General features: G+C 67.9%; 23 protein-coding genes. 12 read left to right on the plus strand and 11 right to left on the minus strand.

The features are described 5' to 3' along the window. Window positions 1-651 precede the first annotated feature (651 nt). From hpf to mtrA, 5 genes are all read right to left on the minus strand, one after another. Window positions 652-1,368 (minus strand): ribosome hibernation-promoting factor, HPF/YfiA family, encoded by a 717-nt coding sequence (gene hpf / locus QNO00_RS04585; protein WP_229965097.1) that lies wholly within the window; start codon window positions 1,366-1,368, stop codon window positions 652-654. A 170-nt stretch (window positions 1,369-1,538) separates the two neighbouring features. Next, a complete protein-coding gene (locus tag QNO00_RS04590; protein WP_284023773.1) occupies window positions 1,539-2,423 on the minus strand; it encodes a ComF family protein in 885 nt (294 codons plus the stop codon). 147 nt (window positions 2,424-2,570) lie between these two features. Then, a complete protein-coding gene (locus tag QNO00_RS04595) occupies window positions 2,571-4,334 on the minus strand; it encodes an LpqB family beta-propeller domain-containing protein (protein WP_284023774.1) in 1,764 nt (587 codons plus the stop codon). After that, window positions 4,324-6,066 (minus strand): MtrAB system histidine kinase MtrB, encoded by a 1,743-nt coding sequence (gene mtrB / locus QNO00_RS04600; protein ID WP_284023775.1) that lies wholly within the window; start codon window positions 6,064-6,066, stop codon window positions 4,324-4,326. The genes QNO00_RS04595 and mtrB overlap by 11 nt, the downstream gene beginning before the upstream one ends. Further along, the gene (gene mtrA / locus QNO00_RS04605; protein WP_229965093.1) at window positions 6,038-6,715 is read right to left on the minus strand and encodes an MtrAB system response regulator MtrA; all 678 of its coding nucleotides are present in this window, start codon (window positions 6,713-6,715) and stop codon (window positions 6,038-6,040) included. The genes mtrB and mtrA overlap by 29 nt, the downstream gene beginning before the upstream one ends. Before the next feature lie 263 nt (window positions 6,716-6,978). Between mtrA and QNO00_RS04610 the strand changes: the two genes are divergently transcribed. From QNO00_RS04610 to QNO00_RS04635, 6 genes are read left to right on the plus strand one after another with little or no spacing between them, the layout of a single operon-like run. After that, on the plus strand, window positions 6,979-8,388 hold the full coding sequence (locus QNO00_RS04610; protein ID WP_284023776.1) for a DUF7847 domain-containing protein: 1,410 nt from the start codon (window positions 6,979-6,981) through the stop codon (window positions 8,386-8,388). After that, window positions 8,385-9,056, plus strand: coding sequence for a DUF4129 domain-containing protein (locus QNO00_RS04615; RefSeq protein WP_284023777.1), 672 nt, complete (start codon window positions 8,385-8,387; stop codon window positions 9,054-9,056). The genes QNO00_RS04610 and QNO00_RS04615 overlap by 4 nt, the downstream gene beginning before the upstream one ends. Continuing rightward, a complete protein-coding gene (locus QNO00_RS04620) occupies window positions 9,053-10,258 on the plus strand; it encodes a DUF4350 domain-containing protein (RefSeq protein ID WP_284023778.1) in 1,206 nt (401 codons plus the stop codon). Before QNO00_RS04615 ends, QNO00_RS04620 begins: the two co-directional genes overlap by 4 nt. After that, window positions 10,255-11,331: an AAA family ATPase gene (locus QNO00_RS04625; RefSeq protein ID WP_284023779.1), complete on the plus strand. Its 1,077-nt coding sequence runs from the start codon at window positions 10,255-10,257 to the stop codon at window positions 11,329-11,331. The genes QNO00_RS04620 and QNO00_RS04625 overlap by 4 nt, the downstream gene beginning before the upstream one ends. 12 nt (window positions 11,332-11,343) lie before the next feature. Next, window positions 11,344-12,636, plus strand: coding sequence for a DUF58 domain-containing protein (locus tag QNO00_RS04630; protein ID WP_284023780.1), 1,293 nt, complete (start codon window positions 11,344-11,346; stop codon window positions 12,634-12,636). 5 nt (window positions 12,637-12,641) lie between these two features. Further along, the gene (locus QNO00_RS04635; RefSeq protein ID WP_284023781.1) at window positions 12,642-13,355 is read left to right on the plus strand and encodes a DUF4166 domain-containing protein; all 714 of its coding nucleotides are present in this window, start codon (window positions 12,642-12,644) and stop codon (window positions 13,353-13,355) included. Between the two features lie 18 nt (window positions 13,356-13,373). Here QNO00_RS04635 and QNO00_RS04640 read toward each other — a convergent pair whose 3' ends face one another. From QNO00_RS04640 to QNO00_RS04655, 4 genes are all read right to left on the minus strand, one after another. Next, a complete protein-coding gene (locus tag QNO00_RS04640) occupies window positions 13,374-14,495 on the minus strand; it encodes a uroporphyrinogen decarboxylase/cobalamine-independent methonine synthase family protein (RefSeq protein WP_284023782.1) in 1,122 nt (373 codons plus the stop codon). Next, window positions 14,479-14,859, minus strand: a complete 381-nt coding sequence (locus tag QNO00_RS04645; RefSeq protein WP_229965085.1) for a chorismate mutase — start codon at window positions 14,857-14,859, stop codon at window positions 14,479-14,481. Before QNO00_RS04645 ends, QNO00_RS04640 begins: the two co-directional genes overlap by 17 nt. Window positions 14,860-14,953: 94 nt before the next feature. Further along, window positions 14,954-16,108 (minus strand): tRNA 2-thiouridine(34) synthase MnmA, encoded by a 1,155-nt coding sequence (gene mnmA, locus QNO00_RS04650; RefSeq protein ID WP_229965084.1) that lies wholly within the window; start codon window positions 16,106-16,108, stop codon window positions 14,954-14,956. Then, window positions 16,105-17,367: a cysteine desulfurase family protein gene (locus QNO00_RS04655; RefSeq protein ID WP_284023783.1), complete on the minus strand. Its 1,263-nt coding sequence runs from the start codon at window positions 17,365-17,367 to the stop codon at window positions 16,105-16,107. Before QNO00_RS04655 ends, mnmA begins: the two co-directional genes overlap by 4 nt. A gap of 102 nt (window positions 17,368-17,469) precedes the next feature. Between QNO00_RS04655 and QNO00_RS04660 the strand changes: the two genes are divergently transcribed. The 6 genes from QNO00_RS04660 to QNO00_RS04685 all read left to right on the plus strand — a co-directional run bounded on the left by QNO00_RS04660 (window position 17,470) and on the right by QNO00_RS04685 (window position 22,378). After that, window positions 17,470-18,219: a nucleoside/nucleotide kinase family protein gene (locus QNO00_RS04660; protein WP_284023794.1), complete on the plus strand. Its 750-nt coding sequence runs from the start codon at window positions 17,470-17,472 to the stop codon at window positions 18,217-18,219. A 241-nt stretch (window positions 18,220-18,460) separates the two neighbouring features. After that, window positions 18,461-19,423 carry a J domain-containing protein gene (locus QNO00_RS04665; protein WP_284023784.1) on the plus strand — a complete coding sequence of 321 codons (963 nt, stop codon included), beginning with the start codon at window positions 18,461-18,463 and terminating at the stop codon, window positions 19,421-19,423. A gap of 21 nt (window positions 19,424-19,444) precedes the next feature. Next, complete coding sequence (locus QNO00_RS04670) at window positions 19,445-19,912, plus strand: tRNA (cytidine(34)-2'-O)-methyltransferase (RefSeq protein ID WP_229965081.1); 468 nt, start codon at window positions 19,445-19,447, stop codon at window positions 19,910-19,912. A 9-nt stretch (window positions 19,913-19,921) separates the two neighbouring features. Beyond that, window positions 19,922-20,722: a class I SAM-dependent methyltransferase gene (locus QNO00_RS04675; RefSeq protein WP_284023785.1), complete on the plus strand. Its 801-nt coding sequence runs from the start codon at window positions 19,922-19,924 to the stop codon at window positions 20,720-20,722. Window positions 20,723-20,913: 191 nt separating this feature from the next. Beyond that, window positions 20,914-21,576 (plus strand): ECF RNA polymerase sigma factor SigK, encoded by a 663-nt coding sequence (sigK, locus tag QNO00_RS04680; RefSeq protein ID WP_284023787.1) that lies wholly within the window; start codon window positions 20,914-20,916, stop codon window positions 21,574-21,576. Further along, window positions 21,557-22,378: an anti-sigma factor gene (locus QNO00_RS04685; RefSeq protein ID WP_284023788.1), complete on the plus strand. Its 822-nt coding sequence runs from the start codon at window positions 21,557-21,559 to the stop codon at window positions 22,376-22,378. Before sigK ends, QNO00_RS04685 begins: the two co-directional genes overlap by 20 nt. A 129-nt stretch (window positions 22,379-22,507) precedes the next feature. Here QNO00_RS04685 and QNO00_RS04690 read toward each other — a convergent pair whose 3' ends face one another. Beyond that, complete coding sequence (locus tag QNO00_RS04690; RefSeq protein ID WP_284023789.1) at window positions 22,508-23,293, minus strand: PIG-L deacetylase family protein; 786 nt, start codon at window positions 23,291-23,293, stop codon at window positions 22,508-22,510. 4 nt (window positions 23,294-23,297) lie between these two features. After that, window positions 23,298-24,242 (minus strand): electron transfer flavoprotein subunit alpha/FixB family protein, encoded by a 945-nt coding sequence (locus QNO00_RS04695; RefSeq protein ID WP_229965076.1) that lies wholly within the window; start codon window positions 24,240-24,242, stop codon window positions 23,298-23,300. Window positions 24,243-24,279: the final 37 nt, after the last annotated feature.

Below are 24,279 nucleotides of genomic sequence, written 5' to 3' on the forward strand. Positions count from 1 at the left end.
TCACCCGGCTCACCTCCGGCCCTCCCGGGCTCGGCGGCAAAGACGAATCGGCTGCAAGCTGCAGTCTCATCACCGGTGCCGGGAGTCCCGGTCGAAGATCCGTTCTGATCCATGACTAAAGACTTTCACCCGGCACTGACATTTCGGGTTCTAAGAAAGTCCAAAAGGATCCCAAAACAGGCCAAAACGCCCCCAAACAGGACGATTTGGGGACCCACAAATACCTGTCTTTTTCGATGGACTACCCACGCACCACAGCCGATACCTGTGCATGTAGCACGACTGCATCTGTCGGTCACGGCTCCTGCACCCTGCGCGCAGTCGACCCCATCGCACTACTGGCCGGCAGTCGCACAGGTTCCCCCGCAATGTTCCGCTCCGGGGCTGGCGTGACTCCACCAGGCAACAGGGGCAACAGAGAGTGGGAACCAGTGCGGCGCCGCCCCTAAGAGACTGGTTTCGCACTGAGGTGAAGGTGCCGCAGCCGAAAACCAGAAAGGCCCCCGGGCGGGTGAACTTCTAACAAGTTCTTCCCTGCCCGGAGGCCTTCCACAATAACCTCAACGGTTTCGCTCGTGATGCCTGCTGACCGGTCCCTATTCGCACCGGTTCACAGCCGGTGCAGGCTACCTCCGCAGTCCACGAGAGAACCTACGCGATCTTTGCTGCCCCTTCCGAAGGCCGGTAGGCCCGCGTTTCATCCCGCAGGTCTTCGGTGCCTTCGGCACAGCGGGAGTCCAAGGTGATGACACCGTAGGTCCAGCCCCGCCGCCGGTAGACAACGGAGGGGGCTCCGGTAGCAGAATCCACAAACAGGTAGAAGTCGTGGCCGACCAACTCCATGTTGTCCACGGCGGCGTCAAGGCTCATGGGGGCACCCGGGAAAACCTTGCGCCGGATCAGGACTGGGCTGTCATCTGTGGGTTCTGCGGTATCGGATTCGTCGACCGTCGATTCGGCCGCAGCTGCTGCGTTCTCCATCTGCACGTACAGGGGTTCGTCGCTGCTGACCGTATCCAGGTCTGCGGTAGCAACCCGCACGGCGACCGGGGTGTGCCGGCCGTGGTGGACTTTCCGGCGGTCGCTTGCCCGGCGCAGGCGCTCAATGAGTTTGGCGTAGGCCAGATCAAAGGCTGCAAACTTGTCGCCGGACGTGGCTTCAGCCCGTACCACCGGACCTCTGCCGATAACGGTAAGTTCCACGGTAAGAGAGCTGTCGGCCTCACGGACGTTGGGCTGCTTGGTGATTCGTGCGTCTACACGCTGGACCTTGTTCCCAAGGTTCTCCACCTTGGCGATTCGTTCCTCGGCATACTCCCGGAACCGGTCGGATACTGCAACGTTGCGTCCGCTGATCATGAATTCCATGGTGCCCTCCAATAGATTTCGGTGACACAGCAACGGCCGCTGCCAAAACCTCTGCGACCGCTGCCGCAGGAAAGCTCCTCTTCTTGAAGCTGTCCATACCAACACGTTAGATCACCCAACAGCGTTATTCACCTTCGGACATTCCGATTACCTGACCTGTTCGGCTTGGACTAGGCTCCTCCTTTGGTGTTATTTGCGTCACTTGCCGGAGCCGCTGTTGCAGCTATCACCGCGGCCCCTTCAACCCTTGCTCCGGCCGCCCTCAGCGCGCGGGCGGCCTCGGCGATAGTGGAGCCGGTGGTCAGCACGTCATCGACCACGAGGGTGCGGATCCCGGCCAGTGAGCCCGGATTCCCGGCCGTCATAGTTCCGTAAACATTGGTCCGGCGCCCTCTCCGCCCGAGGTTCTTCTGGCTGCTGGAGGCCCGCCCGGAAACTGCGGCGCTCAAAGCTTCGGGATGCAGGCGACTCCGCAGCCCCGCACCTGACAGCCGGACAATCGGCTTCACAGTGGTCTGCGCCGGAAGGAGACCACTGGCCTGAAGAGAGCCAAGGAGCAACCCCAGCGGGCTGTAGCCCCGCCGCTGCAGCGCACGCCGAGTGCCCGGGACCGGAACCAGGACGAGGCCGCGGCGTCCGGCGTCGGCGGCGGCCTGATGAAGCACGCCTGCCAGCATCGGACGCAGGACAGCGGCCAGGTCAGTGTGCCCGTGGTTTTTATAGGCGAGGACGACTCGCGCGAGGCTGCCGGCGTACCGCCCGGCAGCCAGCACCGGCAGCACGCTGTCCGCCGACGAATCACCGTCCGTTTCGGCACCGGGGAGCAGCTCGGCGGCATCTTGGGCATACCAGGGATGGGTGCCGCTGCGCCGGACCGCCCGCCGGCACCTGGGGCACAGCGAAGAGTCCGCCGCGCCGCAGACCACGCATGACGTCGGCAGCAGCGCCGCTGCCAACTCCGCCACCGCTGCGCCCATGGCGGCGGGCACGGGCTGCAAACGGCAGCGGTCCGCGGCCCTGCCCAGTCCGGACGCTGAGAGATCCACCATGCGCATACGGACAGCATGTCCAACGTCCGGCGCACAGGCTGCGGATCCGGACCGGCAGTGGACAAATTTCCCGGCACATCCGCCGCGCCTCCGCGGTGCAGGAGGAGTGCAGGAGAAGCCAAGGAGAAGTGGAGGACGAATCCAGGAGTAGTGCTACCCGGGGAACGCCGGATCGGTCAGCCCCTCGCTGACCTGATACCAACTGTTGCCCATCCGCTTGAACATCGCCGAGGGCGTCTGGACATAGATGTCCTGCCCGCCCTTTCCGGCACTCAGGCCGGTAATGCCGGCAAGTCCGGCCAGGGGCTCGGGCCTGGCACCCAACCCCAGGATGATCGGGGTGACCCGATCATCCTGCGAAGTCTGGACGACGACGATGGAGTCTTCGGTGACCCACTTGGCCCGGTCCACCGGAAGGGTCTCCGGGATGCCGGAGCCCGGATCACCCGTGACGGCCAGCTCCAGCGGGGTCGTCAAGGTGCGCGGGACGCCGGCGGCGTCCCGCACGACACCGGCCACCAACACCTGGCTGCTGCCGCCGTGGCTGGTGACCAGCAGGGCGCGTGACCCGTCGCGGGAGATCCGCAGCTCGGAAACGTTGACCTCGGCCAGCCACGGGACGGGCAGGGACAGGATGTCCTCGGCTCCGCCGCCCGGGGGCAGGGCCAAGATGGTGGCGCCGCCGCCGGCTTGGGAAGCCGTCCACGTCCACTTCCCCGGATCAATGCTGGGGGCCGTCAGCAAGCTGCCCTCCACAACTCTGCGGACTTCCTGGTTCGGTCCGGTCATGAACAGGGACGATCGGTTTCCGTTCAGGAAGGCGATGGTCGCCAGGTCCAGTGAGAGGGCAGGGTCCCGGGGCGCGTGCTCGGCAACGCTGGGAATCCCCTCGATCGGTTGCGGCTGTCCGTCCTTAATGTAGGCCAGTTCGTTCTGATAGGCGCCGATCTGCGTCCCGCCCACCTCGGGGTCTGCCACCGCCTCAACGAGGGCGCTGCTTTCCTTCCCCAGATCCACGGAACGCTGGTTGACGGTCATGTTCACCGAGTTCACGTTGTTGAGGTTGACCAGGTTCTGATGCAGCTGCAGCGCCATTTGCTGCCGGTTCAGGTCACTGGAATCCTGCAGGACGTCGGCGGACAGATCGACTGTCGCGGCTCCGGACACCACCGGCACGGCATCCCGGGCCAGTGCGGTGCCGGCCGGAAAGGCACTGCTCACGGCTCCCTGCAGATACGGTGCCGGTCCCTCGAGCATGGCTTTGACCACGTTGGCCACGAGCCCGGATTTCTGCGCGAACCAGCGGGTGTCGGGAACCCAGAAGTCGAAGCCGCTCGAGTAGAAGTAGAGGTTGTGGGAGAGGAACAGCAGCGAAAAACTGACCTCGGAGACGATGATGCCGTTGGGCACGGCACTGATTCGCCACTGCCCGTCCACCTGTTCCAGGTTGGCGGTCAGCGTTTCGGTGGTGCCCGAGGCCCGGTCCGTACGGATCCCGCGGTTATCAACCGAACCAACCACTTCGAGCTGGATGGAATAGGTGTCCCCCTCGGGGGACGGCACGATGTTCGGATCGGCGCCGTAGATCAGCACGCGGTCGGTGGGAATCCAGGTTTCGGCTGCGGAGTCCGTCAGGAATTCCCGCGCCACGCTGTAATCGTCGGCGGCACCCGTCCCCGCTGTGATGAATCCCTGCAGTATCTCCCCCGGCGTTTCTCCCCCGTCTTCGCTGGGGCCGGGCGGCGCGACGGCAAAGCTGTCCACGACCAGGTTTCCGTCACTGTCGGCGGACGCCGTGCCCACCGGACCTGTCGTGGGAATGGAGGAACAGCCGGAAAGCACCAGCAGCACAGCGGCAACCATAACAATCAGCCGGGAGAACGGACGCGCAGCGGCGGAGTGCGTGCTAGCTGGCATCGGTCTTCTCCTCAACTGGTGGTGGTGCCGGGGCGGCCAATGCCCGGGTACCCGGTGCGCCGTCGTACGGGGACAGAGGAACGGGCGAATCCGTGAACGGTACCCCATGCCGGCGCGGCAGCGTGAGCCGGAAGCAGGCGCCGTCCCCCGGGCGCCCCCAGACCTGGAGCAGGCCGCCGTGCAGCAGCGCATCCTCGACGGCGATCGACAGCCCGAGACCACTGCCTCCGGTGGTTCGCGCCCGGGCCGGGTCGGCTCGCCAGAAGCGGTCAAACACGCGGGACGCTTCCTCCTCGGTCATGCCGATCCCGTGATCCCGCACGGCCACTGCGACGGCGTCCATGTTGGATCCGATGGCAATCTCTATCGGCTCGCCTTCCCCGTGCTCCAGCGCATTAACGACAAGGTTCCGAAGGATCCGCTCGATGCGCCGCGGGTCCGCGTCAACCATGCAGCTGGTTTCCTTCGAGACGATGGTGACCGTGGAACCGATGTTCAGGGCCAGCGGTTCCGTGGCTTCGATGACCTCGCGGACCACGGCGAAGATGTCGGTGGGTTCCAGATCGGGGGTGGCCGCACCGGCGTCGAACCTCGAGATTTCCAGCAGGTCAGCCAGCAGGGCCTGGAAGCGCTCGACCTGGTGGTACAGCAGCTCCGTGGAGCGGCGGCTGATCGGGTCGAACCCGTCGCGGGCGTCGTAGAGCACCTCGGCTGCCATGCGGACGGTGGTCAGCGGGGTGCGCAGTTCGTGGGAGACGTCGGAGACGAAGACCTGCTGCATGCGTGAGAGCTGGGCAAGCTGGGTGATCTGGTCCTGCAGCGTGGCCGCCATGTGGTTGAAGGAGGCCGCCAGGCGTGCGACGTCGTCCTCGCCCTTGACCACCATGCGTTCCTGGAGCTCGCCGGCAGCCAGCTTCTCGGAAACCGCTGCGGCATCGCTGACAGCGCCGACACCGGCCTTCGCGACGATCCACGCGATGGTGCCGATGATCACCATCAGCAGCCCGCCGGCGATCCACAGGATGCGGTGGATGTCGTCCAGGGTCTGCTGCATGGAGGACAGGTCATAGATGAGGTAGAGCGCATATTCGGCGCTGTCCGGCGGCAGCGTGACCTTGGTGCCGAATGCCAGTCCCGGTTCGCCGTGGGCCAGGGCCAGCGGGGACCAGTGGATGGTGTCCTGGTCGCTGTTCACGTCGATGCTCCGGACGGATTCGCTCAGGACGGAAGGAATGCTGCCGGCAGTGATGCCCTCGCCCAGGGTCTGGGAGACAAACAGGTTCTGTTCCTGGTCCGGCATGGGAGGAGTGAGCAGGTACAGCCGGCGTGCGTCGGCGCCCTGCCCTTCCAGCAGCGAAAGGGTATTCGAGACCAGCCGCTCGGTTCCTTCACGGTCCGTTGCCGCCGTGGTGCGGAAGTTTTCCTTCGCCGAGTTGAGTCCGGCGGTGGCCTCGGACTGGAACTGGCTCAGACGCTCCTCGTAAAGGGCGTCCGCGATCTGGTGGGATAAGAACGCGCCAACGCCGGCACAGGCCAGCGTGACCAGCAGCAGCGTGGAGACCACCGTCTTGAACAGCAGGGACCGCCGCCACCGGCGGGCGATCCGCTGAAATGTTGCCCTGCGCAGGGTGTCGCGGAACCGCTTGAGCGTCCGCACCGTTGCAGGCAGGACTTCGGCCGTCAGGGCCGAAGTCCGCGAGCGCCTAGCTCTGGCCCGCTTTGTAACCGACACCGCGCACCGTCAGAACTATTTCGGGTGCTTCGGGGTCGCGCTCGATCTTGGAACGGAGCCGCTGCACATGGACATTGACCAGCCGGGTATCCGCCGCATGGCGGTAGCCCCACACCTGCTCCAGCAGCATTTCCCGGGTGAACACCTGCCAGGGTTTGCGTGCCAGGGCCACCAGCAGGTCAAATTCCAGCGGGGTCAGCGAGATGGTATCGGCACCGCGCGAGACCACATGTCCGGCGACGTCGATGGAGACTTCCCCAATGCTGAGGGTCTCAGGAGACTTGGTGTCGCCGGGACGCAGCCGGGCGCGCACCCGCGCCACGAGCTCAGCGGGCTTGAACGGCTTGGGGACGTAGTCGTCGGCTCCGGATTCCAGCCCGCGCACGACGTCGGAGGTGTCGGACTTTGCCGTCAGCATGACAATGGGAACATCGGACTCGCCGCGGATTTGCCGGCACACCTCGATCCCGTCGATTCCGGGCAGCATGAGGTCCAACAGGATTAGGTCGGGCTTGGTATTGCGGAAGATCTCCAGTGCCTTGGAACCGTCAGCGCAGAAGACAGGGTCGAACCCGTCGTTGCGGAGCACAATGCCGATCATCTCGGCCAGTGCTTCGTCGTCGTCCACGACCAATATGCGTGCCTTCATAACTCCCTGTTCCCAGTTGACTGCTCAAGCGGTTCTTCGTTGCGGTGCCTGTCCTGCCGGCTTCCGGCTGCCCGGGTACTCCGCCGGGCTTCCTGCCAGCTGTTGAGGATGCGAGGCGTCCGGAATGTCCTGAGACACGGCAACAGCCGACGATAACCCTCCCATCCTAGAGGACAGAGTTTCCGGTGCTTTCCCCGCGGGACGCCGGGCGACGTCTGGAACTATAGTCGGAGCAGGGCAAACAACTCTTTTAGGGGCATACCTTGGGTCAGGACAATCACAACGGCAAATCCCCGCAGGAGCGGGATGAGCCTTACGGCTCCCGGCCGGAGCAGGCCGACGGCGAGGGCAGCCGCGACGCCGCAGCCGACCAAGGTGGCGGCGAGGCTGCCAGTGACGGACGGAACGCAGGCACCGGTCCGCCGCCGCCTCCCGGAGCCTCTCCCGAAGCCTCTCCCGGCCCGCTGCAGCCCCCTTACGGCCAGCCGAATCCGCAGCAGCCGGTGCCCCCGCCGTCGTCCCAGCCGTGGGGCCACCCCGCAGCACCCCGAAACCCCTGGGAGCAGCGGGGCCAGCAGTGGGCCGCTCCGGGGTTTCCTCAGCCGGGCCAACCCGGCCAACCCGGCCAACCCGGCCAACCCGGCCAGCCCGCCCAGCCCTGGGGTTCCCCCGGCTTTCCCCAGCAAGGCGGCTGGTCGCCTCCGCCAAAGCCCGGCGTCATTCCGCTGCGGCCGCTGGGTTTGGGCGAGCTGCTGGACGGCGCCTTCCAGGCCTGCCGCCGGAACGCCGCGGCAACCTTCGGCACGGCACTGCTCATTCAGGCCGTAATCTCCCTCCTGACGCTGCTGTTGGCCCGCGGGCTCCTGTCCCCGGACGCCTTCAGCGCGGATTTTGACGCCGCCCAGGGAACAATTGGCTCGACGCTGACCTCGGGAACCCTTCTGCTCATAGCCTCGGTTGCCGGGGTCCTGCTCTTGCAGGGAGTGCTCGTCATACCCGTGGCGCGGTCCATCCTGAACCTCAAAACGGGCTTCGCCCAGACCTGGAAGCTCAGCCGCAAACGGCTCCTGCCGCTGGCCGGACTGGGGGCCCTGCTGCTGCTGATGATGATTGTCGGTGCAGTGGCCTTCTCCGTCGGTCTTGCCGCGATCCTGGCAGCGCTGGGACCGGCTGGCATCCCCGTGCTCATCCTCGGCATCCTGGCCCTGGTCGCCGTCGCTGTCTGGCTGGGCGTGAAGCTTTCCCTGGCTCCGGCGGCCCTGGTCCTGGAACCCGCCGGAGTCTTCGCATCGCTGGGCCGTTCCTGGCAGCTGACGCGACGCAATTTCTGGCGCAGCTTCGGCATCCTGGCGCTGACCGCCCTGCTGGTGAGCATTGTTTCCTCGGTGATCAGCACCCCGATCGTCTTTCTTTTGAGTCTCATTGGCGCGTTTGGCAGCGGCGGTGAACCCGGGCCGGAGGCTACGGCGGCACTGGTTGCCGTCAATCTGGCCGTCACCGCTTTTTTCGGTGCCATCGGATATGCCTTCCAAGCGGCCGTCACCTCGCTCCTGTACGTTGACCTGCGCATCCGCCGCGAGGGCTTCGACATCACGCTGATGAAAGACCAGGAACTGGTCGGCACCGCCGGTGCGGATCTGGTGCCCGGCCGGAACCGGAGCGCCGGGTTGTGACGCCCCTGCTGTCCGCGCACCCGACGGCAGATGTTCCGGTTCTTCCGGATGATCTGCAGGGGCGCGATTGGGCCGAGCAGGAACTCTCCCGGTCCGTCTATCAGGAGGCCAAGCCGAGCCTGCTCGACCGGTTCTGGCAATGGGTGCGGGAGTTCTTCTCCGATCTCCTCGACGGCATCACCGGTGTTGACCCCTCTCTCGGTGTGTTGCTGCTGGCCGTCGGCGCGGCCGCGGTGCTGGCCGTGGCCATTGTGCTGGTGCGCCCGCGCTTGAACGCCCGCAGCCGCAGGGAACTCTTCGATGCCGAGGAAACCCGGGTCGCGGTGGACCACCGCAGGCTGTCAGAGGAGGCCGCCGCCCGCGGCGAGTGGGACACGGCGCTGGCTGAACGGCTGCGCGCCGTGATCCGGTCTGCTGAAGAACGCGTCATCCTTGAGCCGCGGGCCGGCCGCACCGCGGCGGAGGCAGGGCACGAGCTCGCCCTTGCCTTCCCGGCGGCGGCTCCCGACATCCGATGGCTGGCACGGCGGTTTGACGAGGTCCGGTACGGGCATCTTCGCGCCACTGCCGCCGATTCCGAGCAGGCCGCAGCCCTGGACCGGCTGTTGGAAGGCTCTGCTCCCCGCACTCCGGCCACACTTCCCGCAGCACTGGCGGTGCCGCGGTGACCGCTTCCGGAACAGCCTCAGCAACTCCGCCGCAGGCCGCAGCTCCGTCCGGCATCCGGGGCGGGCTGCGGGCGCGCCTGCGCGCCTGGCGGCTGTGGATCATCCTGGCCCTGGTGCTGTGCCTGGTTGTCATCCTGGGTGTCCTGGCCGGCTCGGAAACCGACGAGACAGCACTCTCCCCCGCAAGTGCCGCCCCGGACGGGGCCATGGCCGCAGCCCGGATCCTGGACGAGCAGGGGGTGGAAGTCCTCCGCCCCGGGTCCCTTGACGAGGCACAGGCACTCCTCCGGGACAAGCGCTCAGACACCACGCTGTTGCTCATCGATCCCGACAACTTTCTTAACGCGGACCAGCTGGCCGAGCTGGACGGGATAGCCAAGCGGCAGGTTCTGGTGGAGCCCTCCTTTGAACAGCTGGGCGCGTTGGCCCCGGGCATCCGCTCCGCCGGCCTGCTTCCTGAAAACAGCGGCGACTCCGCCCTCAGCGCTGACTGCGATGTGCCCGACGCCGCGGCCGCGGAGAGCATCGATGCCGGCGGCCTTGCCTACCGGGCGCCGGTTGTCTGCTTTCCTGCCCCGGGAGGCCCCGACTCCGGCGGTGCCTACGCCGCTGACGACGACGGCGCCGTCGTCGTTCTGGGCAACGCCGCAGTGCTCGCCAATGAGACGCTCGCGAGCCGCGGCAACGCCGCACTAACGCTGCGCACGCTGGGTTCCACCGGCACACTCGTCTGGTACCAGCCGACGGCTGCAGACATATCCGCCCCTGATTTGCCCGTCGATCCGCGGGCCCTGTTGCCCGAGTGGGTGAATCCGCTGCTGCTGTGGCTGCTGGTGGTGGCCGGCCTGGCGATGTTCTGGCGCGGACGCCGCCTGGGACCGCTGGCCGCAGAACCGCTGCCGGTGGTGGTACGGTCCGCAGAGACAGCTGAAGGCCGTGCCCGGCTTTACCAGGACGGACGGGCCTCGGACCGTGCGGCGGCGACGCTTCGTGCCGCGGCACTGACGCGCCTTGCTGCCCGCCTGCGGCTGGGCCCGCAGAGCACCGCCGACATGGTGGTGCGGGCGGCAGCGCACGCCACCGGCCGTTCGGTGGACGACGTCGACCGGTTGCTGAACCGCCCGCTGCCTGGCGGCGATGCGGAACTCGTGCAATGGTCCCAGGATTTGCAAGCCCTAGAGGAAGAGGTCACCGCATCATGAGCCAGCAGTACCAGCCACAGGCAGCACCCGGCCCGGTTCCGCCCCCGGCGGAGTCCGCGGACCCCTTCGTCCCCGTTCCTGCCGGCGCGCCGAACCCTGCCGGCCTTGGCGGACAGGGCCGGGCAGACCCTGTCCGCCAGGCGCTGCTCAATGTCCGGCTGGAGGTCGCCAAGGCCGTGGTTGGACAGGACGCTGCCGTGACCGGGCTGATCATTGCGCTGCTGGTGCGGGGTCATGTCCTGCTCGAGGGTGTTCCCGGCGTCGCCAAGACGCTGCTGGTGCGGAGCCTCTCTGCGGCCCTGGACCTGGATACCAAGCGCGTGCAGTTCACCCCCGACCTGATGCCCGGAGACGTCACCGGATCGCTGATCTATGACGGACGCACCTCCGAGTTCTCCTTCCGGGAGGGACCGGTTTTCACCAACATCCTGCTGGCCGACGAAATCAACCGCACGCCTCCGAAGACGCAGGCCTCGCTGCTGGAAGCCATGGAGGAACGCCAGGTTTCCGTTGACGGCGTGTCGCGGCTGCTGCCCGATCCCTTCATGGTGGCTGCCACCTCCAACCCGGTGGAATACGAAGGAACGTATTCGCTGCCCGAAGCCCAGCTGGACCGGTTCCTGTTGAAACTCACACTGGATCTGCCCGGCCGCAACGAGGAGATCGAAATCATCCGCCGGCACAGCAGCGGATTCGATCCGCGGAACCTGGCCGCAGCGGGAGTCCGCGCCGTGGCCACCGCCGCTGACCTTGAAAAGGCCCGGCAGGCAGTGTCCAGGGTGGCAGTGTCCCCGGAGGTCCTCGGCTACATCGTGGACCTGGTCCGCGCCACCCGGGCGGCGCCGTCGTTCCAGCTCGGGGTCTCTCCCCGCGGCGCGACGGCGCTGCTCAACACCTCGCGCGCCTGGGCATGGCTCTCCGGCCGCGCGTTTGTGACACCGGACGACGTCAAGGCGCTGACACTGCCCGCGCTGCGACACCGGGTCTCGCTGCGCCCCGAAGCCCAGATGGACGGCGTGAACGCGGACGACGTGCTGGGCAGCATCCTGGCCACCGTCCCGGTACCCCGCTAGGACGCGGAAGCGATGGCAATTTCCGGCCGGCTGGTCCTCCTTGCCGCAGCAGGTGCCGTGCTGGTCCTGCTGTTTCCCGGCTCGGGTGCAATCTGGCTGTGGGTGCTGCTCCTGTCCGCTGCAGTCGCCGCGGACCTGCTAACGGCCGCCTCGCCCCGCGCCCTGACCCTGACGCGCACCGTTCCGGCCGGGGTGCGCCTGACCGAGCCCGCCCCCGCGGTGCTGACCGTCCGCAACACCGGCGGGCGCGCCCTGCGCGGCAGCTTTCGGGACGGCTGGCAGCCCTCCGCCGGCGCCCGCAACCCCGTGCAGCGGCTGCGGATTCCGGCCGGAGAAGCCCGGAGGTTCGAGGTGCAGCTGATGCCGGAGCGGCGGGGCGAACTGCACAGCAAATGCGTCACGGTCCGCAGTTTCGGTCCGCTCGGCCTGGCGGCACGCCAGCGCACGCTGCAGAGCCCGGCCGTCCTGATGGTGCTGCCGCCCTTCCATGCCAAGCGCCACCTGCCGTCAAAGCTGCGGCGGCTGCGGGAACTGGACGGCAACGCCTCGGTCCAGCTGCGGGGAGCCGGAACGGAATTCGATTCGCTGCGCGACTACGTGCGCGGCGACGACGTCCGGTCCATTGACTGGCGCGCCACCGCCCGCCGGCGGGACACCGTGGTGCGGACCTGGCGTCCGGAGCGCGACCGGCGGGTGGTGCTGCTCCTGGACACGTCCCGCACTTCAGCGGCACGGATAGCGGATGAGCCGCGCCTGGACACCGGGATCGAGGCCGCCCTGCTGCTGGCCATGCTGGCCCACGGCGGAGCGGACCGGGTGGACTTCCTGGCCTTCGACCGGCGGATCCGCGCCCGCGTGCAGTCCGGTGCCCGGGGCAATCTCCTGAACCGGCTCGTCACGGCCGTGGCACCGCTGGAAGCCGAGCTAATCGAAGCCGACTTCACCCTGGTGCCCGGAGCCGTCCAGTCGGTTTCCACCCGCCGTTCCCTGGTGGTGCTCATCACCGCACTGGACTCCGGCGCCATCGAAGAAGGCCTGTTGCCGGTGCTGCCGCAGCTGCTGGACAAGCACGTGGTGGTGATTGCCTCGGTGCGCGACCCCGAGCTGGAGGAACTGCGCCGGCAGCGCACCACCGCCACCGAGACCTTCCGTGCGGCGGCGGCGGAACGCGCCCTGCTGGACCGGGCGGCGGTAACCGCACAGCTGCGGTCAATGGGCGCGGAAGTCGTTGACGAGACGCCTCATGAACTGCCGCCCAAGCTCGCCGACCTCTACATCCGGCTCAAGGCCACGGGCAGATTGTAGGAACCATGGACAGCTTCCCGGCACCGCCACCCGCATCCAGCGGCGAGGATTCCATCTACCGCCGGGTCCTGGGACCTGACTTTGAGCGGCTGCAGCCGCAGCTGCAGGAATACTTCTCCGGCACCCCGGGCTCGGGGATCTGCGGCGAAGGCACCGGTGTTTTCGAAACCGCCGGCTGTCCCCGCGCCTGGCTGCGCCCGCTGCTGGCGCTGATTCCGGTGTCGAACGCGTTCTTTCCCGACTACGGAACACAGATCCCGTTCAGCATCCGCAATTATCCGCACCTGGATCCGTGGGGCCGCCCCTCCCTGACGGCGGTGCGGACGTTCCGCTTTCCCCGCGGAGAGCGGATTTTCGAGGACACCACCAGCCTGACCGGACCCGGTGAGCTGACTGATTATCTGGGCCGGAAACGGAACCTCGCCACTAACCTGGTGCTGTCAGTGACCGAGGAGGGCCATCTGCTGATGGACTCCCCCGGCAGCCGCCTCTTCCTGGGCCCGCTGCGGCTGCCGCTTCCGGCCTTCGCCGCCGCTGATGCGCACGTGGAGCAGTGGTACGACGCCGCCACCGGAACCTTCCGGATTAGCACCCGCGTAGTGCAGCGGCAGGCGGGAACGGTCTTCGTGTACGACGGCAGCTTCACGTACGGCCCCCGGGACTGGAACGGCACGCTTCCCGCCGATGCCGTTCCTGCCCGCTGGGAGCGGCGGCACTGAGCCTGCCCGGCCCGCGGCTTAGCCTTCGGCAGCGACCTGGGTCAGGGCCTCGGCCGCCTGCGTGAGCCGGGCCAGGACCTTGCGGGCCACCGACGGCGACGCGTCCGCCAGGTCAGCTGCCGGCGTCAGGCGCAGCGCGGGCAGCGACCCGGCACCCAGGCCGATCTTGGTCCAGGGCCGCAGCACGTCATCGACCAGTGCCGTCACCTGCCGTGGGTCCGCGGTGTTCGCCGGGACCGGCAGGATGCCCAGCCAGATGCTTTTTCCGGCTTCCACGGCCTCGGCCAGAGCTTCCCAGTCGGCTCCGGTCAGGCCGGCGGCCGGCAGTGCCGCGCCGTGCGCGCCGGCCCCGAGGGCCAGTGCGAACGGTGACTGCGCACCGGCGCGCAGGGCTCCGGAACGGGCAGCTTCCGGCAGCTTCAGCACCGTCTGGGCAGCTCCGGCGTCGGACAGGGCGGAGATGATCTGGTGCCAGGCCTGCGACACTTCGGTGGAGGACACCGAACGCAGGGTGCGGTAGCCGCTGGCCGTGGGAATGGTTCCGCCCAGCACATCGGCAATCTCCGGCTCGTCGAGCTGAACGATGATGTCCGCGCCGGGTGAAGCCTCACGGGCACGCGAGACAAAGCCGGCCGCCCCGGCGGTAAGCGACTGCAGCAGCTCGCGCCGGGCGCCGGCGTCGGACAGTGCCCGCTCGCCGTTGTGCAGATGGAGCCCCGCGGCCAGGGACAGCGGTCCGCGCAGGGAAATCTTCAGCGAAGGAGCGGGGCTGTCCTCTCCGCCGACGACGTCGGCCAGGGCGTTGAGGTCCTGGCCGAGCAGGGAAACGGCCCGCCGGTGGTCCTTGCCGGGCCGGGGCACCAGACGCCAACCGTGCGGCTGGACGTCCACTGCCAGGTCCACCAGCAGGGCAGCGGTCCGGCCCAGCGCGTCGGCGCCGGGGCCTCGCGCGGGCAGCTCCACCAGGAACGGCAGGTGCGGGGCTCCGAGCTCGCCGCGGATAATCCGGGTGGCCTCCAGCGGGTCGGTGCCGGGCCAGGATCCCAGGGCAGTGGCCGTGACAGTCGTGGAAGCCGCCTGCTTGGATGACTGCTCGGGTGCCTGCCGGGCCGGTGCCTGCGCTCTAGAGTCCTGCTGCATTGCTGTTGCCGCCGTTGTGGTTGTCGGAGATCGCCTGATGATGCCGAATGACCTCGCTGATGATGAAATTCAGGAACTTTTCGGCAAACGCCGGGTCCAGGTGCGCGTCCTCTGCGAGGCGGCGCAGCCGGGTGATCTGCGCGGCTTCACGGCCGGGGTCCCCTGCCGGCAGGCGGTGTTCGGCCTTGAGGAAGCCCACCCGCTGCGTGGCCTTGAACCGTTCGGCCAGCAGGTAGACCAGCGTGGCGTCGATGTTGTCGATGCTGCTGCGCACCGCCAGCAGTTCCTGCATGACGTCATCGGAGACTTTCCCGGAGAGGGAACTGGCCGTGGGATCAAACTCGTCTGCGGGAGTATCAGTCATGGGTCCAGTCTAGGGTCCGGCCGCCGGCAGGAGAGCGCACGTTACGCCGCCCGCCCGGTGGGACGGGCGGCGCGTCACCAGCCCCGCGAGTGCGTCAGGAGACCGCCGCCGGATCCCATTCCAGCGAACGGGCCTTGTCGATCGTGGCCTGCCCCAGCACCCGCGTCCCCTGGTAAACGACCATGGACTGGCCGGGGGCGACGCCGCGCATCGGCTCGTTCAGCCGGACCACCAGCTCTTCGCGGATGCCGCCGTCCGCCTCTTCGGAAACCACGTCCTCCATCCAGCCGCGGGCCGCCACGGGGTCGCCGTGCGCCCGGACCTGGACCATGCAGTCGAATTCGGTGCGGGCAGCGATCTCGGGGATCGGCAGGCCGGCCCAGGAAATCTTGATGCCGCGCATCTGGTCGATGTTCAGCAGCTTCTCCGGTCCGACAATGACCTTGTTTTCCTTGGGCCGGATCTCGAGCACGAAGCGGGGCTTGCCGTCGTCGGCCGGGCGGCCCAGCTTCAGGCCCTTACGCTGGCCGACGGTGAAGGCGTTGGCTCCGGGATGGGTGCCGATCTTCTCGCCGGAAGCATCGACGATGTCGCCCTCGGACAAGTCGATGCGCTCTTCGAGCCAGCCGCGGGTGTCGCCGTCGGGGATGAAGCAAATGTCGTGGCTGTCGGGCTTGTTCGCCACGGACAGGCCGCGCCGCTCGGCTTCGGCCCGCACCTCGGCCTTGGACGGGGTGTCCGCGAGCGGGAACATGGAGTGCTTGAGCTGTTCATGGGTCAGCACGCCGAGGACGTAGGACTGGTCCTTGGCCCAATCCGCGGCGCGGTGCAGCTCCGGGTTTCCGTCGGCGTCGGTGAGCACCTTCGCGTAGTGGCCGGTGCAGACGGCGTCGAACCCGAGGGCGAGCGCCTTTTCCAGCAGCGCGGCGAACTTGATCCGCTCGTTGCAGCGCATGCAGGGGTTCGGGGTGCGGCCGGCGGCGTATTCGGCGATGAAATCATCAACCACGTCCTCCTTGAACCGCTCCGAGAAGTCCCAGACGTAGTACGGGATGCCCAGAATGTCGCATGCCCGCCAGGCATCGCGGGAATCTTCAATGGTGCAGCAGCCCCGGCTGCCGGTGCGCAGCGTTCCGGGCATGCGTGAAAGCGCCAGGTGGACGCCGACGACGTCGTGCCCGGCTTCCACTGCCCGTGCTGCGGCTACCGCGGAGTCGACTCCGCCGCTCATTGCTGCCAAAACCTTCATGAAGTAAAACCTGTTCCTGCTGTTTGGATGCTGCTGACGTGGGAAGCCATGCCGGCCTTTTTCGCCCGTTCGTAGGCTTCGGGCAGGGCTGCCAATAATGTGTCAACGTCTGTAGCGGTGGTTGTATGCCCGAGGCTGAAACGCTGCGCCCCGCGGGCCTGCGTTTCGGTCAGGCCCATGGCCAGCAAAACGTGGGAGGGCCGCGGCACTCCTGCCGTGCAGGCCGAGCCGGTGGAGGATTCCACTCCGGCCAGGTCCAGCAGGAACAGCAGTGAATCTCCTTCGCAGCCGGGGAAGGTGAAGTGCGCGTTGCCCGGCAGCCGGCGGGGCATGCCGTTGCTGTAGCTGCCGCCGGCCGAGCCCGCTTCGCCGTCGGCGTCGCGGGCGCCGCGGAGCACCGCGTCGGGGATGGCGCGCTCGACGCCGGTGATCAGTTTCTCGCGCAGGCTCCGCAGCCGGGCCGATTCGGCCGGCAGGTTCTCGGTGACCTCGCGGGCTGCGGCGGCGAAGGCCGCGATGCCGGGGGCATCGAGGGTGCCCGAGCGGATGTCCCGTTCCTGGCCGCCGCCGTGCATCACCGGAGTGAGTTTGACCGCCCGGCCGACGACAAGCGCGCCGATGCCCACCGGCCCGCCAATCTTGTGGCCGCTGATCGCCATCGTGTCCACGCCGGAAGTGCGAAAATTCACCGGCAGTGCGCCGAAGGTCTGCACCGCGTCGGTGTGCACGGGCACGCCGTAGGAATGGGCGAGCGCCGTGATGGCAGGGATGTCCTGGACGGTGCCCACTTCGTTGTTGGCCCACATGATGGTCAGCAGCGCGGTGGTGTCCGCATGCGCTTCCAGTTCCGCGCGGATGGCGTCAAGGGGCACGACGCCGTCGCCGTCCACCGGCAGCCAAACAACCGTGGCGCCCTCATGCTTTTCCAGCCACTGGACCGTGTCCTGGACTGCATGGTGCTCAATCGGCGAACAGAGGATGCGGGTGCGGGCCGGATCGGCATCCCGGCGTGACCAGTACAGGCCCTTCACGGCCAGGTTGTCGGCTTCGGTGCCGCCGGAGGTGAAGATGATCTCCGAGGGGTGGCAGCCCGCGGCCGCAGCCAGCGCCTCGCGGGATTCTTCCACCACCATCCGGGCGCGGCGGCCGGAGCCGTGCAGCGAGGACGGATTGCCGCTGCGGCTGAGTTCTGAGGTGAGTGCGGCGAGGGCCGATGCCGAGATAGGCGTGGTCGCCGCGTGATCTAGGTACACGGGCACCTCCCAATTCTAACGGCGATCGCTGTGGATGCCGATTCTTCCCCGGTTTCTTCCTCCGGACCTTCCCTGAACCGCCGTGGGGGATGGCAGACTGCTCCTGTGATGCCGCCGCCGGAACCCGCCGCTGTCCGCCAACCCGTGCCGGCCGCCGAACCTGACGGGCGGTCGAGCCTCCTGAGTGCCCTCGCCGCACGGTTGGCCGGCATGCACCCCGAGCGGCGTATTTTCGCGGCGGTTGACGGCGTGGACGGCTCCGGCAAGACGACCTTCGCCGATGCCCTGGCCGCAGTGCTGACGGCCGCCCCGCACCACCGCCCGGTGCTGCGGGTGTCCCTGGATGACTTCCATTTCCCCAGCGCTGTGCGCTACCGGCTGGGGCGCGGGTCAGCGGAAGGATTCCGGTTTGATTCCTACGATCTGGAGCAGTTCCGCGCCTACGTGCTCGATCCGCTGAGACCCGGGGGCAGCGGCTCCTACCGGCCGGCCGGGCACGACTTCGCGACCGACGCGGTGCTGTCTCCGCCGCCGGTGCCTGCCGCAGCCGCCGCCGTCGTCCTGGTGGACGGGTTGTTCCTGCACGGGGACGAGCTGGCAGCGGAGTGGGACTTTTCGGTGTTCCTGGACGTGCCGTTTGCGGTGAGCGCGGCCCGGATGGCGGTGCGCGACGGCTCGCCGGCGGACCCCGACCACCCGGCGATGCACCGGTACGTGGGCGGACAGCGGCGCTACTTCGCGGATTCAATGCCCGCGCTGCGGGCCTCCATGGTGGTCGAGAACAGCGACCCGGCGCGCCCACGCATCGTTGCCTGCTCCGAAGCCAGCTGCAGCAGGGACTCTTGCGGATCCGGCTAGAATCATCCTTCCGCATCCAGAATTGATCAGAAGCCGTCCGCGCGGACAAACTGCACGGGAAAGCGGCGGAAACGCAGCGCCCCGCTGCGTCGTTGTACCTGCTGCGGATCCGTGGTGTTTTGCGGAGCTGCAACATTTTGGAGCTGCGACATATGGCGCTGCAACATCGTGGAGCTCCAACCGGGCGCTGCAACACTTGTACTGCCAACGAGAATTGTCCTTCCCTACGAGAGGAACTGCTGTGAGTCCGTCACCCAGGACGCTGTATGAGGTTTTGGGTATTACTCCCTCGGCCACAACAGAGCAGATCAAAACGGCATACCGGAAGGCGGCCCGTGCCACGCATCCGGACTCGGGCGGCAGCAGCGAGACTTTCCACATCGTTGCCCAGGCCTACGAGGTCCTGTCCGATCCGCGGCAGAAGGCCGCATACGACCTGAGTCTCGGCCGAGGCCCGGCAGCGGGGTCCGCAGCTCCGGCTCCGCGCGGCGCCGGCACGCGCACCGCCGGTCCGCGCGGCGGAGCCGTCCCGGCCGAAGATGCCCTGGACACTCCCCCGCGCTTTGTTCCCGATTTCTCCCCGGGCTCTCCGCCCGTGCTGCCGCTGGCCCTGGCGGGCCAGCAGATCCACGGTTCGCCGCGGCGTCCCGGCTTTTTCGCCCGGCTCGGGTCCGGCGCGGCCGCCCGGTACGACGGCGAGAACCTCACCATCGGGCTCCTGGAACGCAGCCTGCTCGAGGACTATCCGGCCGGCCGGCTCGTCAACGGACTGCATCTGCCGGACCGCTCGCCGCGCGGCGGGAACCTCGACGTCGGGCATGTCCTGCTGGGCGGCTACCGGATGGCAGTGCTGGAATCCCAGATGGCCTCGGCGGGCAACTACAACTGGGACGGCAGGCACCTGCGCAACGGCGGCCGCGAGGTCAACATCGGCCGGCTGCCTGACGCCGTGCGCACCCTTCAGGACCGTTTCCCGGAGTGCAACGTCAGCGGCTGGGTGGTGCTGCACAGCTTCAACGCCAATCCGTTTGAACCCGTGATCGACTATCCGCCCTCGCTCAGCCGCAGTTCACCAGCCACGGTTCATGTGGCGAACGCCGGAACGCTGCAGCGGGAGCTCCGGCGGTTCTTCAACGACGGGCCGCAGCCCAATGTGGTGCAGCTTCCAGTGCTCGGCGGCCTAATCGATGCATCGGTGCGGTAGTCGGCGGCATAGGATGGGGGTGTGTTCCGCATCCTCTTCCACACCCCCGAAATTCCCGGCAATACCGGAAACGCAATCCGCCTCGCGGCGATCACCGGCGCCGAACTCCACCTCGTTGAGCCCCTGGGCTTCGAGCTGGAGGATTCCAAGCTGCGCCGCGCCGGCCTTGATTACCACGACCTCGCCGTCCTGCACGTGCACCCCACGCTTGAGGCCGCTTGGAAGGCGCTGGCTCCGGAACGCGTCTACGCGTTCACTTCCGACGGCGATACGTCCTACACTGACATCGCCTATCAGCCCGGTGACGTATTGCTTTTCGGCCGCGAATCCGTGGGGCTGCCCGACGACGTCAAGGCGGACCCGCACGTCACCGCCCGGGTCCGCCTGCCCATGCTGCCGACCCTGCGCTCCCTGAACCTGGCCAACTCTGCCTCCATTGCCGTCTACGAAGCCTGGCGCCAGCACGGCTTCGCAGGTGCACAAATCTAAGGATTCCGCATGCCCGAGACCTCCATTGGAACAACGTTCGACGACGGCGCCGCCGACTTTGAACGCTTGGCCCCCTCGCTGTGGAACCCGATGGGCAACGCCTTGGTAGCTGCCGCCTCAGTTGGCATGGGCGACAGCATCCTGGATGCAGGCTGCGGAACCGGTGCCACCACCATCCCCGCAGCACAGTATGCGGGACCCGGCGCCCGCGTGGACGGCGTCGACCTCTCGGCCGAGATGCTGGCCCTGGCCCAGGCGAAGGCCACCACCCTGTCCCTGGACAACGTCGCCCTGCACATCGGCGACGTCTCTGAGTGGACCGCTGACGAAGCGTACGACGTCGTGCTGTCCGCCTACTCCGTTTTCTTCCTGCCGGACATGGATGCCGGGGCCGCGAACCTGGTTGCCAATCTGCGGCACGGCGGACGCCTCGCGCTCAGCACCTGGGCTGAAGGTTCGCTGACGTCGTTCACCGAGCTGCTGCTGCAGGCGTGCCGCAAGGAGACGTCCGACCCGGCCGAGGGCATCTCCAGGACGCGGAAGAACTCCGAGCGCCTGAATACCCCGGAGAAACTGACCGCCTGGCTGGAAAGCCTCGGACTGCAGGACATTAAGGTCCTCGCCACCCCGGCGCAGGTCCAGCTCAGCCCGTCGCTGGCCTGGTCCCTGGTGTTGGGCAGCGGACTGCGGTATCTCCTTCCCGCCGATCCCGAGGCCGCCGACCGGGTCAAGAACAGCTTCCTGGACCTGCTGGGCGAGGAATACAACCTGAACGCCGACACGCTGATCGCGTCCGCGACCCGTCCCTAACCCGGGCGGGCCCGGCCCGGGTGGCCGGGCCCGCCCATCCTTTTCCCCCGCCGCACCGAATACCGGGTATGGAAGCACAGGGACAGGCGGCGGTGGCAAACCTTCCGGCTCGCGCGGAAGCCGCGGATGGCAGCGGCTTCCTTAAGGTGCCCGCACCCGCAGCGGCTGCCGGCCGCTTATGCTGGAACCCTATGGACAGGTCCAACACGGGACGGCCCTCCGCCGCGCAGGCCTCCACACCGGAGGGCGCCGCCGATGCCGCAGAGAAATCCGGATCCCACGCCGGCTCGCAAGCCCCGCTGGCAGCACTCTTGGCGGGTATTGCCGGCGGCAGCCAAGATGACTTTGCTGCCTTCTACGCGCTGACCTCACGGCGGGTTTACGGCCTGGCCCGACGGGTGCTGATCGACGCGGAGCTCAGCGAGGACACCACGCAGGAGGTCTACCTGCAGGTTTGGACCAGCGCCGCCCGCTTCGATCCGGCCGTCGGCTCGCCGCTGGCGTGGCTGCTCACCCTCGCCCACCGCCGGGCTGTGGACCGGGTCCGCTCCGAACAAAGCTCCGCCAACCGCGAGGCCCGCTTCGGCGCCGCCATGCAGGAACCGGACCATGACAACGTGGTTGACACCGTCACGCAGCAGCTCGAAGCCGACGCCGTGGTCCGGTGCCTGGACTCGCTGACGGACACCCAGCGGGAATCGGTCCGGCTCGCCTACTACGGCGGGCTGACGTACCGCGAGGTCGCCGAAAAACTGTCGGCCGCCGTGCCCACGATCAAGTCGCGGATCCGCGACGGACTGATCCGACTCAAGAAATGCCTGGGGGTGAATTCAGATGCCGGACAACAGCTTTGATGCCGCGTCGGACGCCCTGAACCGGGACCTGTCCGAGGGACGGCTGCTGGAGTGGGCAGAAGTTTATGCCCTGAATGCCCTCCCCCGGGAGGAGCAGCAGGCAGTCGACGATGCCCTCGAGCAGGCTGATTCCGCTGTCCGCCAGGCGTTCCTCACACGCGTCTGGAGCACGCGGGAAGCACTCGCCGGAGGTTACCGGGCGGAGGCTCAGCCGCCGGCCGACCTCTTTGCCAAGATTGTGTCCCGGCTGCCGCAGCAGGACGCACCGCCGAACCGGGACGCCCCGGACGCCTCCGCCGATCCGCCGCGGCCGGAGGACGAGCTTGCGGCCCGCCGCAGCCGCCGGTCTCCGCTGAAGTCCGCCGCCGGCCGCTGGATCCTCGCCGGCGCCGCGGCCGCGGCCATCGTGGTGGGCGGTGTGGCCATCGGCAGCAATCTCGGACCGGATACGGTTCGGGAGGAAGTCCTTCAGGCCTCGGACGTGCAGCAGCGCACCATCGACCTGCCCACGGGCGGCACCGCAGAGGTGGCCACCTCTGCGGGCGAGAATGCCGCCGTTGTGACGCTGAGCGGGGTTCCCGCGCCGCCTGAGGGATCGGTCTACCAGATGTGGCGTGTTCCGGCGGACGGCTCCGAGCCGGTGTCGGTGGGTACGATGACCGGCGAGGAAGTCGCCGGCACCAAGGCCACTGAGCTCACCGACATCGACCCGTACAGTGCAGTCGCCGTCACCGTGGAGCCCGACGGCGGATCGGCGACGCCCACCCTGCCCGTCGTCCTGGTGATTCCCTTCAGCGCCTGAAATCCCGCTTGACCTTGACGCTGCGCCAACCCCTGCGGCGGGTGGTATGGCCGGAATCCGCCGGCCGCCCGGTGGGGAAGGAGCCGGAATATGTGTTGACCCTCCGGGAACTCCAGTACTTCCGGACGGTCAGAATCCGGCGATGGTCCGGTCCGTGTTGACGCCCACTGCGTGGAATGTTTCAGCGCTTGCCCCGTCGGCTAGTCCGAAGCGGCGGGCATTTTCCTGCAGCATTCCGCGCACCGCAGTCTCCATCCCGGCAATGTCCGGGTGCTGGCTGGCGTGGATCCGGATGGCCGCGAGCTTTTCCTCCACAGTGGCGCTGACGTCCACCGCGTGGTTTTCCCGCTCGCGCGGGGCTCCGTAAAACCAGAGCCACGGCACTTTGTAGGCATCCAGGCCCTGTTCGGCCAGGTGCGGAAAGGCAAACGGATTCTCCGCGGCGGGATAGACCGCCCGGGTCACGATTTCCCCGCACGCCAGGTGGTCCGGGTGGCTGGCCTGGATCCGGTCCCAGTTCCTCTCCGGGTGCATCGAAAGCACGACGTCGGGGCGGATGCTCCGGATCAGGGCCACGGTTTTTTCCACCACTTCCGGCGTGACCGCCAGGAAGCCGTCCTTCTCGCCCAGGAAGTGGAGGTCCAGGACCCCCACCAGTTCGGCGGCTGCCCGCTGCTCGCGTCGGCGCAGCTCGGAGACGGCGTCCCGGTCGCCGGCTTCGAACCCGCCGGCGTCGCCGGAGGTCATCACGCAGTAGGATACTTCGGCGCCGGCCGCAGTCCAGGCGGCCACGGTTCCGGCGGCACCAAAGTCAATGTCGTCAGGATGGGCGGCGAAAGCGAGCACCCGCCGAACGGTCGCTCCGGCCGGGAACGGGGACACCGGCTGCGGTGACGGGTTCAACGAGGAATCCACGGCGCTAGGACCTGCGCTTCTGAATTTCCTCGGTGGCCTGCGGCAGCACGGAGAACACATCTCCCACAATGCCGAAGTCCGCGATCTCGAACACCGGAGCGTCCGGGTCCTTGTTAATCGCCACGATCACCTTTGCGGTCTGCATGCCGGCCTTCTGCTGGATCGCCCCCGAAATCCCCGCGGAGATGTACAGCTGCGGCGAGACCGTCTTGCCGGTCTGGCCGACCTGCGCCGAGTGCTCGATCCAGCCGGCGTCGGTGGCGGCGCGCGATGCACCCACGGCACCGCCGAGCACGTCGGCGAGCTCCTCCACCGGACCGAAGTTCCCGTCCATCCCGCGGCCGCCGGCCACAATGACCCGGGCCTCGGACAGCTCGGGGCGTCCGCTGACCCGCTTTTCGGTGCGTCCGGTGACCCGGGCAGCGGGTCCGGCATGGGACACGGCCAGCCGGCGGCGTTCCGGAGCGGCGGGCGCATCCGCGGGAGCCGGCTCCACGCTGTTGGCTTTGACGGTGATCACCGGGACGCCGGACTGCACGCGGCACGTGGAGGTGTAGGAACCGGCCAGGACCGATTTGGTGACCGACAGGTCCGGTGCCACGGCAACCGCGTCGGTAATCACGCCGGAATTCAGCTTCACGCCAACGCGGGCCGCCACCTCCCGGTCCTCGAAGGAGTTGCCGAGCAGCACTGCGGCCGGCTCGGCGGCGCGCACGGCGTCGGCCAGAAACGCGGCCTTGGCGGCGACCAGGACATCGGGCAGCACGCCCTCGGGCTCGTACACGGCGCCGACGCCGTAAGCGCCCAGCGCCTGCAGCACGTCGTCATCCAGGGCGCGCGGGCTCGCCACTGCGGGTTCCCCCAGGCCGCGGGCGATCGTCAGCAGCTCTCGGCTTGCCCGCGGCAGCGGCAGGCCCGGGACGTCGATAAAGACCAGGACAGAGGCCATGGGAGGCTCTCCTTAGTGCTTCGGGCGCGGCCGCAGC

It is taken from the genome of Arthrobacter sp. zg-Y1219 (assembly GCF_030125545.1).
Lineage (GTDB): Bacteria > Actinomycetota > Actinomycetes > Actinomycetales > Micrococcaceae > Arthrobacter_B.